The organism is Streptomyces sp. NPDC059679, assembly GCF_042734105.1.
Taxonomy (GTDB): domain Bacteria; phylum Actinomycetota; class Actinomycetes; order Streptomycetales; family Streptomycetaceae; genus Streptomyces.
Genome location: NZ_JBHWES010000016.1, coordinates 110,457 through 118,546, shown reverse-complemented (window position 1 = coordinate 118,546; position 8,090 = coordinate 110,457). Strand labels below are relative to the sequence as shown.

General features: G+C 72.9%; 8 protein-coding genes and 1 pseudogene. 5 read left to right on the top strand and 4 right to left on the bottom strand.

Annotated features, from left to right (window positions below):
* Positions 1 to 222: 222 nt before the first annotated feature.
* Positions 223 to 348, bottom strand: a pseudogene (locus tag ACFV2X_RS19510) (TetR/AcrR family transcriptional regulator); the annotation flags it as partial.
* A gap of 84 nt (positions 349 to 432) precedes the next feature.
* Here ACFV2X_RS19510 and ACFV2X_RS19505 point away from each other — a divergent pair.
* Positions 433 to 612: a hypothetical protein gene (locus ACFV2X_RS19505; protein ID WP_385617797.1), complete on the top strand. Its 180-nt coding sequence runs from the start codon at positions 433 to 435 to the stop codon at positions 610 to 612.
* 10 nt (positions 613 to 622) lie between these two features.
* Here ACFV2X_RS19505 and ACFV2X_RS19500 read toward each other — a convergent pair whose 3' ends face one another.
* Positions 623 to 1,465, bottom strand: a complete 843-nt coding sequence (locus ACFV2X_RS19500; RefSeq protein ID WP_385617795.1) for a DUF1963 domain-containing protein — start codon at positions 1,463 to 1,465, stop codon at positions 623 to 625.
* Positions 1,466 to 1,626: 161 nt separating this feature from the next.
* On the opposite strand from ACFV2X_RS19500, the gene ACFV2X_RS19495 reads away from it, so the two are divergent.
* On the top strand, positions 1,627 to 2,868 hold the full coding sequence (locus ACFV2X_RS19495) for a Cmx/CmrA family chloramphenicol efflux MFS transporter (protein ID WP_385617909.1): 1,242 nt from the start codon (positions 1,627 to 1,629) through the stop codon (positions 2,866 to 2,868).
* A 146-nt stretch (positions 2,869 to 3,014) separates the two neighbouring features.
* Here the strand turns inward: ACFV2X_RS19495 and ACFV2X_RS19490 are convergent, their stop codons facing one another.
* Positions 3,015 to 4,073, bottom strand: a complete 1,059-nt coding sequence (locus ACFV2X_RS19490; RefSeq protein WP_385617792.1) for an Lrp/AsnC family transcriptional regulator — start codon at positions 4,071 to 4,073, stop codon at positions 3,015 to 3,017.
* A 144-nt stretch (positions 4,074 to 4,217) separates the two neighbouring features.
* On the opposite strand from ACFV2X_RS19490, the gene ACFV2X_RS19485 reads away from it, so the two are divergent.
* Positions 4,218 to 5,624 carry an MFS transporter gene (locus ACFV2X_RS19485; protein WP_385617790.1) on the top strand — a complete coding sequence of 469 codons (1,407 nt, stop codon included), beginning with the start codon at positions 4,218 to 4,220 and terminating at the stop codon, positions 5,622 to 5,624.
* Positions 5,625 to 5,642: 18 nt separating this feature from the next.
* Here the strand turns inward: ACFV2X_RS19485 and ACFV2X_RS19480 are convergent, their stop codons facing one another.
* The gene (locus ACFV2X_RS19480) at positions 5,643 to 6,005 is read right to left on the bottom strand and encodes a hypothetical protein (protein ID WP_385617787.1); all 363 of its coding nucleotides are present in this window, start codon (positions 6,003 to 6,005) and stop codon (positions 5,643 to 5,645) included.
* A 123-nt stretch (positions 6,006 to 6,128) separates the two neighbouring features.
* On the opposite strand from ACFV2X_RS19480, the gene ACFV2X_RS19475 reads away from it, so the two are divergent.
* Both ACFV2X_RS19475 and murQ read left to right on the top strand, forming a co-directional pair.
* Positions 6,129 to 7,058: a MurR/RpiR family transcriptional regulator gene (locus tag ACFV2X_RS19475; RefSeq protein WP_385617784.1), complete on the top strand. Its 930-nt coding sequence runs from the start codon at positions 6,129 to 6,131 to the stop codon at positions 7,056 to 7,058.
* Positions 7,059 to 7,154: 96 nt separating this feature from the next.
* Complete coding sequence (murQ, locus tag ACFV2X_RS19470; RefSeq protein WP_385617782.1) at positions 7,155 to 8,090, top strand: N-acetylmuramic acid 6-phosphate etherase; 936 nt, start codon at positions 7,155 to 7,157, stop codon at positions 8,088 to 8,090.

The following is an 8,090-nucleotide window of genomic DNA, read 5'->3' as shown; positions in this document are numbered from 1 at the left end:
GGTGGGCCACGGTCCGCTACGGGGCACCCTGGGGGGTCTGGCGGCCCGGCCGGCCGGGGGCGGGGCCCGGCCCCTCCCACGGCTGCTGTCCAGGCACGTCCGGCTCTGAGGTTGCGGTGAGTTCGGGACGGCGACACGCCGACGCCATGGCGTGTCCGTGTCTCATATGCACCGCAAAGTCACGGGCTGCCCGGCAGGACCACCGTGGTCGCGTCGCCGGGCACGGTCGCGTGGACCTTCCAGGCCGGAAGCGAGCAGCGCCTCGTCCGGCTCCAGTCGCTCGTATACGCGCTCGCTCGCCTGCGTGAGCATGTCGTCGCGGTTGGCGAAGTAGTTGGAGGCCGTGCCCGCGTCCCCGATGACCCGATCGGCCTCGTACGCCGGCTCAAGGCCGAGGGCGGGGAGGGCGACATCTGGCTGTGCGGCGGGGGTGTGCTGGCCGGGCAACTCCTGCCCGAGATCGACGAACTGGTGCTGAAGCGGTACCCGGTCGTCGCGGGCGGCGGGGTACCGGCCTTCGCCGAAGGGTTCCGGCCGCGCCCGTTCGCAACCGTGGAGACGCTCACCTTCAGCCAGGGCGGCACCGTCACCACCTACCGCCCGGCCGCGTAGCCCGGAAAGGTCACCAGTGGTCCGGGGTCGGTATCGCCTGGCCGAATTCACCGGCGCGCAGTGCTTCGGTAGGGATCGACCAGTGCATCCAGCCGCCTTCCCCGTCGAGGTGCCACTCGTGCCGGTCGGAGAGCTGGAGCAGGTGGTGGTAACGGTTCGAATCGTCGCCGTTCAACATCACCGATGAGCTTCCCGTGGGGAAGACCGGCCGGCCGAAGGCCATGTCCTCGCAGTACAGCATGCCCGGGGGCGACCACTCGGTGCGGATCGCGTCCTTGAACGCCTCGACGGCGTCATAGTCGCTCCCCGCGTACCCCAGGTCGAGCGTGTCCCAGGCCGTGTCCCAGGTGTCGGGGAGGGCGAAGCCGGGCTCCGCCGCCCACGGGACGGGGGCGAAGACACTGGATCGTGCGGGTGGTTCGGTTTCGACGGCGTGGCTGGAACGGGCCGCGATGGCCCTCCCCGCCTCCGGGCCCTCTGGGCCGAAGCCCGCCGCCACCTTCCAGGCCGTGGGGTCGCTCTGCTCGGATTCTTTGTCGAGACGGAAGAAGTTGAGCAGGCCGGTGCCGGGTGGGAGGAGGTCGCCGAGCCAGGGGGCCAGGGCGTCGGTGTCGAGGACGGCGAGCAGGCTGAGCGGGAGATCCTCGCACACCGGCCAGGGGGTGCCGGGCTCCGGCATGGCTTCGCCGCCGAAACGGCTGTGCCCCGCGGCCTGGCCGGGGGTGGCCTCGGTGAGCGAGAAACCGGGCCGGGCCAGGCCGACGACGCGGTCGGCGAGGTCGGCGCCGAGATGTTCCGCGCAGAAGTCGCGCAGGGCTGTCAGAGTGGTCTTCGGATCGATACGAGGAGTCAAGCACCCGCCTCTGACGCGCGGTGTACGAGCGGTGTGCGAGCGGAGTGCGAGCGGAGTTCGCGCATCGCGACACGTGTGCGGGCGGAATTGGATGCGGAATACCAAAATCCAGGGGGGGAGTTGACTCTTGAGTGTCCCCCCTTGACCGCGCTCGCGTCCGCATGCCCGTCGCCGTCCATGTCCTCGGCCTGTCCGTCTTCGCCCTCGGGACGTCGGAGTTCATGCTCTCCGGGCTGCTGCAACCCGTCGCCGACGACATGGACGTCTCGATCCCGACCGCCGGGCTGCTGATCTCCGCCTTCGCGATCGGGATGGTGGTCGGTGCGCCGCTGCTGGCCGCCGCCACGCTGCGGCTGCCGCGCCGGACGACGCTGATCGCGCTGCTGGCCACGTTCGGGCTGGGGCAGGTCGCGGGGGCGGTGGCGCCTTCGTACGAGGTGCTGTTCGCGTCCCGGGTGGTCAGCGCGCTGGCGTGTGCGGGGTTCTGGGCGGTGGGGGCCGCGGTGGCCGTGTCGCTGGTGCCGGTGAACGCGCGGGCGCGGGCGATGGCGGTGATGCTCGGCGGGTTGAGCGTCGCGAACGTCGGGGGCGTGCCCGCGGGGGCGTTCCTCGGGCAGCACGCCGGGTGGCGGGCGGCCTTCTGGGCGGTGGCGGCGCTGTCGGCGGTCGGGCTTGTGGGCGTGATCGGGCTGGTGCCGCGTACGGAGGCGCCGACGGGAGCGGACCGGCCGAGGCTCCGTGCCGAACTGTCCATCTACCGCGACCGGCAGGTGTGGCTCGCGCTGGTCACCACCGCGCTCAGCGGCGGCGCGGTCTTCTGTCTGTTCTCGTATCTCGCGCCGCTGCTGACGGATGTGGCCGGGATGGACGAGAGCTGGGTGCCGACCGTGCTCGCGCTGTTCGGCGTCGGGGCGATCGTGGGGACGGCGATCGGCGGGCGGGTCGCGGACGCCCATCTCTTCGGCACGCTCTACGGCGGCATCACGGCCTCGACCATCGTGCTGACCGTCCTGGGGCTGACCGCGCACCACGCGGTCGCCGCCGTCACCTTGGCACTGCTACTCGGCGTGACGGCCTTCTTCACCGGGCCCGCGCTCAACGCCCGGATGTTCAATGTCGCGAACGCGGCCCCGACCCTCGCGGGCGCGACCACGACCTCCGCCTTCAACATCGGCAACACGCTCGGCCCCTGGCTCGGCGGGCTCGTCATCGACGCGGGCTGGGGCTATCCGGCCGTGGCCTGGACGGGCGCGGCCCTCGCGGCGGCGGCCGTCGGGACGACGGCGCTCGCCGCGCGGCAGCATCGTGCCCAGGGCGCGTCGCGCGTGATCGTCGGCTTGGAGGCCGCGAAACAGGAGCTTCAGAGCGAAGCCCGGCGCGACGGCCTTCGGCAGACGGACTGAGCGGCGCCCACGGGCCGAGGCCGGGGCGCCCGCACGCCGGCCCGGCCGTGACCACCAGCGTGACGACCGCCAGTACGTCCTGCCTGTCCCCTCCCAGGGTTCCCATGGATGTCCAGCAGCACTGGCAGGAGCGGTTGCCCTCGTGTTCAGGGCCTGGGCGGCCTGAGGGGGGTTCGGGGCGGACCGGCCGCCTTGAGGGTGTGCAGGACGGGCGCCGTCTCCAGGGTGCGGATGGCCTCCAGAGAGCCGAGGCGGCGGGTGAGGTAGTGGTGGAGGGCGGCCGGGTCGGGGCACAGGGCGTGGGCGACCAGGTTGGTGGGGCCGGTTGTGGCGGCGACGACGGCGAGTTCGGCGTGGCGGGCGAGGGCGGTCGCGATCTCGTCGAGGCGGGCCGGGGCGACGGCCATCCACAGCAGCGCCTGGGTGGTGATGCCCAACAGCGCGTCGTCGATCTCGACGTCGAAGAAGAGCGTGCCGCGCTCCCGGAGGCCGGCGAGCCGCCGCGCGACCGTGGCCGGCGACCAGCCGGTGGCGGCGGCGAGGTCGGCATGGCCGGTACGGCCGTCCTGGCGCAGGGCGTCAAGCAGCGCCCGGTCGGCCTCGGTCAGCGCCCGGTCGGCCTGGGCCAAGGGCGAGGTCGGGGGCGATGCCGGGGACGGGTCGGCCTCGGGCGGCGGGGCGGTCGGCGGTACGAGCCGTCGCTGCTGCTCGTCGGAGAGCGCGCCCAGGTGGCCGCGCCATGCCGTGGGGCCGCCCAGATAGGTATGGAGCAGCAAGTGGGCGGAGACCGCGGTGATTCCGGCGGTCCGCGGGATATCGCGGAGCAGCATTGAGCGCGAGGCGTCCGCGCCGCGCGGCGCGTGGACGACGGTGACGATCTCCGCACCCCCGGAGGCCAGCTTGACCCATGAGGTGTCGGGGCGCCGGGCCAGGGAGCGGGCGAGCGTCTGCGCGTCGGCCGGGGTGGCGGCGATACGGACCAGCCACTGGGCTTGCCCGGCCCGATGCGGGTCCGGGAGCCCGACCACGCGCAGTCCCGCCTCAATCCGCAGCCGCCGGTAGCGGCGGGCCACAGTCTGCGTCGATACGCCCAGCACCGCCGCGATCCGGCTGAACGGCGCCCGGCCGTCGAGGTGCAGGGCATGGATCAGGCCGCGGTCGACCTCATCAAGCGTGTACGTATCCCTCACCGAGCCGTCCGCCATGGAAGAAATCCTTCAACTCTGCCCGCTGGTTGGAACCTTCCCTCTCCGTCTGCCCAGGCTAGGCCGAGAAAGCGACAAGCGAGAAGCGAGAAAGGCAGAGGGCGGATGCCAGCAGAGACAAGAGCGGCAACAGAAGTGACAGAAGTGGCGGCGAAGGCCTATCGGTGGCGGTGGGCCGCGCTGGCTGTCCTGATGGCCGCCGAGGCGATGAACGTACTGGACTCCACGATCGTGCAGGTCGCCGCCCCGGTGATGCGCGCCGACCTCGGCGGCGCCGAGTCCGATATCCAGTGGTTCGGCGCCGCGTACACCCTCCCCTTCGCGCTGCTGCTGGTCACCGGCGGCCGGCTGGGGGACGTGGCCGGGCGGCGGCGGGTGTTCGTGGTGGGGGTGGCGGGCTTCGCGCTGGCCTCGCTGAGCTGTGCGGCGGCCACCTCCGCCGGAGTGCTGATCTCGGCGCGGGCGGTGCAAGGCGCCGCCGCCGCGCTGATCATCCCGCAGACCATCGGGCTGATCCGCACCATGTTTGACGGCCATGAGCTGGCCAAAGCGCTGGGCTGGAACGGACCGGTGGTGGGGCTGTCCGCGGTATGCGGCCCGGCGCTCGGGGCCGTGCTCACCCATGCCGACCTCTTCGGCTCCTCCTGGCGGGCGGTGTTCCTGGTCAATCTGCCCCTCGCCGCCGCCGTACTGGCCGCCGCCCGGCTGCTGCTCGAGGACCGGGCCGCCCGGCCCGTACGGTTGGACCTGCCCGGCACCGGGCTGGCGGTGCTCGGGACCGGGCTGCTCGTCCATCCGCTCATCGAGGGCGATATGGCCGGCCGGCCGCTGTGGCGCTGGGGCGCGATGGCCTCGGGCGTCGTCGTGCTGATGGTGTTCGCCCGCCAGCAGCGCCTCAGCGCCCGGCGGGGGCGCAGCCCGCTGGTCGAGCCGAGCCTGTTCCACAACCGTGGCTTCCCCGCCGCCCTGGTGACCTCGACGCTGTTCTTCGCGGTGATGAACGGCCTGATGCTGGTCGTGGTGGCGCATGCGCAACTCGGCCTCGGCCGCGACGTGCTCACCGCCGGGCTGACCCTGCTGCCCTGGTCCGGCGGGCTCGCGCTCTCGGCGTGGGTGGCGGGCGCGTATCTGGTGCCGCGCCACGGGTCGCGGGTGATGTTCGCCGGGCTCGCCGCCCTGCTGGCCGGGACGCTGTCCGCCATCGCGGTCTACCCCGGCGTCCGGCCCACCGGTTGGCCGTGGCCACTGCTCGGGGCGCTGGCGGTCAGCGGCGTCGGGCTCGGGCTGTTCACGGTCCCGTTCTTCACCGCCGCGCTCTCCCGGGTGCGGCCACATGAGACCGGGTCCGCCGCCGGGCTACTCAACGCGGTCCAGCAGCTCGGCGCCACGCTCGGCATCGCCCTGCTCGGCACCGCCTTCTTCCATGGCCTGGCGTCGCCCGCCGGGCCGGGGGCCGCGGCGGATGCGGCTCAGCACGCGCTCTGGGTCGCCGTGGGGCTGATCGCCGCCGCGACCGCGACGGCGACCCTGATGCGCGGCCCGCGCGAATGACCGCCCGCACCGCGACCGTCATACGGTCCCGAGCGCCCCCACCCGCGCCACCGCCACCGCCGTCTTGCCGCACACCCAGTGCGGATCCGGCCCCAACTCCGGCTCCACGTCCAGCGCGTGGGGATCGCCGCCCTCCGTGCACACCGGGCACAGCGGCCAGCGGCCGTACCGTTCGAGCAGGGCGTCCTGTACATCCTGGGCCACCAGCCCGGCCAAGTACGCGGCGCCCTCAGGCCACTGCTCGACCCACCATCTGCGGTGTGCGATGGAGTCCTCGACGAGCGAGACGATATCCGCCTGGGCCACTTCTCCCGCCGCGAGATCGGCGAGCACCAGTGCCCGTGCCGCGTGCAGTGCCTGTTCGAGCTTCATGAGACCCATTGTCACCTTTGAGCACAACTGGCGCCCGTCGGTCAGCGCGCACGACGGCAGCGCGGGGCCCCTTGACGGCCCCTCTTGACGACCCCCTTGACGTCCCCCGAGCGCTGAAAATATCTTTCACAGGTGAGTAGCAAGCTGAAGGAAACTTTCACCGTGCCCGAAGCCACTCCACCCGCCCCCGCCGCCCTCGCGGCCAAGGTCCGCACCCTCGCGCCCTCCATGACCCGCTCGATGCAGCGCGTCGCCGAGGCCGTGGCGGGGGATCCGGCCGGTTGTGCCGCGCTCACCGTCACCGGGCTCGCCGAGCGCACCGGCACCAGCGAGGCCACCGTCGTCCGCACCTCGCGGCTGCTCGGCTACCCCGGCTACCGCGATCTGCGCCTCGCGCTCGCCGCGCTCGCCGCGCAGCAGGCGGCCGGCCGCGCCCCGGCCGTCACGGCGGACATCGCCGTGGACGACCCCATCGCCGACGTCGTCACCAAGCTCGCCCAGGAAGAGCAGCAGTGCCTGGCCGACACCGCCGCCGGTCTTGACACCAGCCAGCTCGAAGCGGCCGTCACCGCGCTCTCCACCGCCCGCCGGATCGATGTCTACGGCGTCGGCGCCTCCAGCCTGGTCGGCCAGGACCTGGTCCAGAAGCTGCTGCGCATCGGACTGATAGCGCATGCCCACGCCGACCCGCACCTCGCGGTCACCAACGCCGTGCAGCTGCACTCCGGCGACGTCGCCCTCGCGATCACCCATTCGGGCCGTACCACCGACGTCATCGAGCCCCTGCGCGTCGCCTTCGAACACGGAGCCACCACCGTCGCGATCACCGGCCGCCCCGACGGTGAGGTCGCGCAGTACGCGGATTTCGTGCTCACCACGTCCACCGCCCGCGAGAGCGAGCTGCGCCCGGCCGCGATGTCCAGCCGCACGAGTCAACTTCTCGTCGTGGACTGCCTCTTCATAGGTGTGGCGCAGCGTACGTACGAGGCGGCCGCGCCCGCGCTGGCGGCCTCGTACGAAGCGCTCGCCCACCGGCATGACCCCCGGCCCGGCCCCCGCTGACCGAGCGTCGACCGAGTCGGGACACCCCCCGTATCGACGGGGCCCCATACCGGCGGGCCCCGTCACCACCCCCGTACCGGAAAGAGCCGCTTCGTCATGACTTCCGCCGCTGAACAGGAACAGCTGCGCGCCCAGCTGGACACGCTCACCACCGAGGCGTTCCGCCCCGAGCTCGCCGAGATCGACCGGCTGGAGACCATCGAGATCGCCCGCATCATGAACGGCGAGGACGCGGCCGTGCCCGCGGCCGTCGCCACCCAGCTCCCGCGGATCGCCGCCGCGATCGACGACATCGCCGAGCGCATGGCCCGCGGCGGCCGGCTGATCTACGCGGGCGCGGGCACCGCCGGGCGGCTCGGCGTGCTCGACGCCAGCGAGTGCCCGCCCACCTTCAACACGGACCCGGACCGGGTCGTCGGGCTGATCGCGGGCGGCCCCGCCGCCATGGTGACCTCCATCGAGGGCGCCGAGGACAGCAAGGAGCTGGCCGCCGCCGACCTCGACGCGCTGGGCGTCGGCGCCGACGACACCGTCGTCGGCATCTCCGCCTCCGGCCGCACCCCGTACGCGGTCGGCGCGGTCGAGCACGCGCGCAGGCTCGGGGCGCTCACCGTCGGGCTGTCGTGCAACGCGGGCTCGGCGCTCGCGGCGGCGGCCGAGCACGGTATCGAGGTCGTGGTCGGTCCTGAGCTGCTGACCGGCTCCACCCGGCTGAAGGCGGGCACGGCCCAGAAGCTCGTGCTCAACATGGTCTCGACCATCACCATGATCCGGCTGGGCAAGACCTACGGAAACCTGATGGTCGATGTGCGCGCCTCGAACGAGAAGCTGCGCGCGCGTTCGCGCCGTATCGTCTCCCTGGCCACCGGCGCCCCCGATCCGCAGATCGAGGCCGCGCTGGCCGCCAGCGACGGGGAGACCAAGCACGCCATCCTGGCCATCCTCGGCGGGGTCGACGCCCCCACCGCCACCCGGCTGCTGAGCGAGTCGGACGGCCATCTGCGCGCGGCCCTGGAGGCCGCGCAGGCGTAA

What these genes read in the sequence shown, in the direction of transcription:
- ACFV2X_RS19480 (WP_385617787.1), bottom strand. Translation starts at nt 6,005, where the DNA reads ATGGGTCTCATGAAGCTCGAACAGGCACTGCACGCGGCACGGGCACTG.
- ACFV2X_RS19490 (WP_385617792.1), bottom strand. Translation starts at nt 4,073, where the DNA reads ATGGCGGACGGCTCGGTGAGGGATACGTACACGCTTGATGAGGTCGAC.
- murQ (WP_385617782.1), top strand. Translation starts at nt 7,155, where the DNA reads ATGACTTCCGCCGCTGAACAGGAACAGCTGCGCGCCCAGCTGGACACG.
- ACFV2X_RS19495 (WP_385617909.1), top strand. Translation starts at nt 1,627, where the DNA reads ATGCCCGTCGCCGTCCATGTCCTCGGCCTGTCCGTCTTCGCCCTCGGG.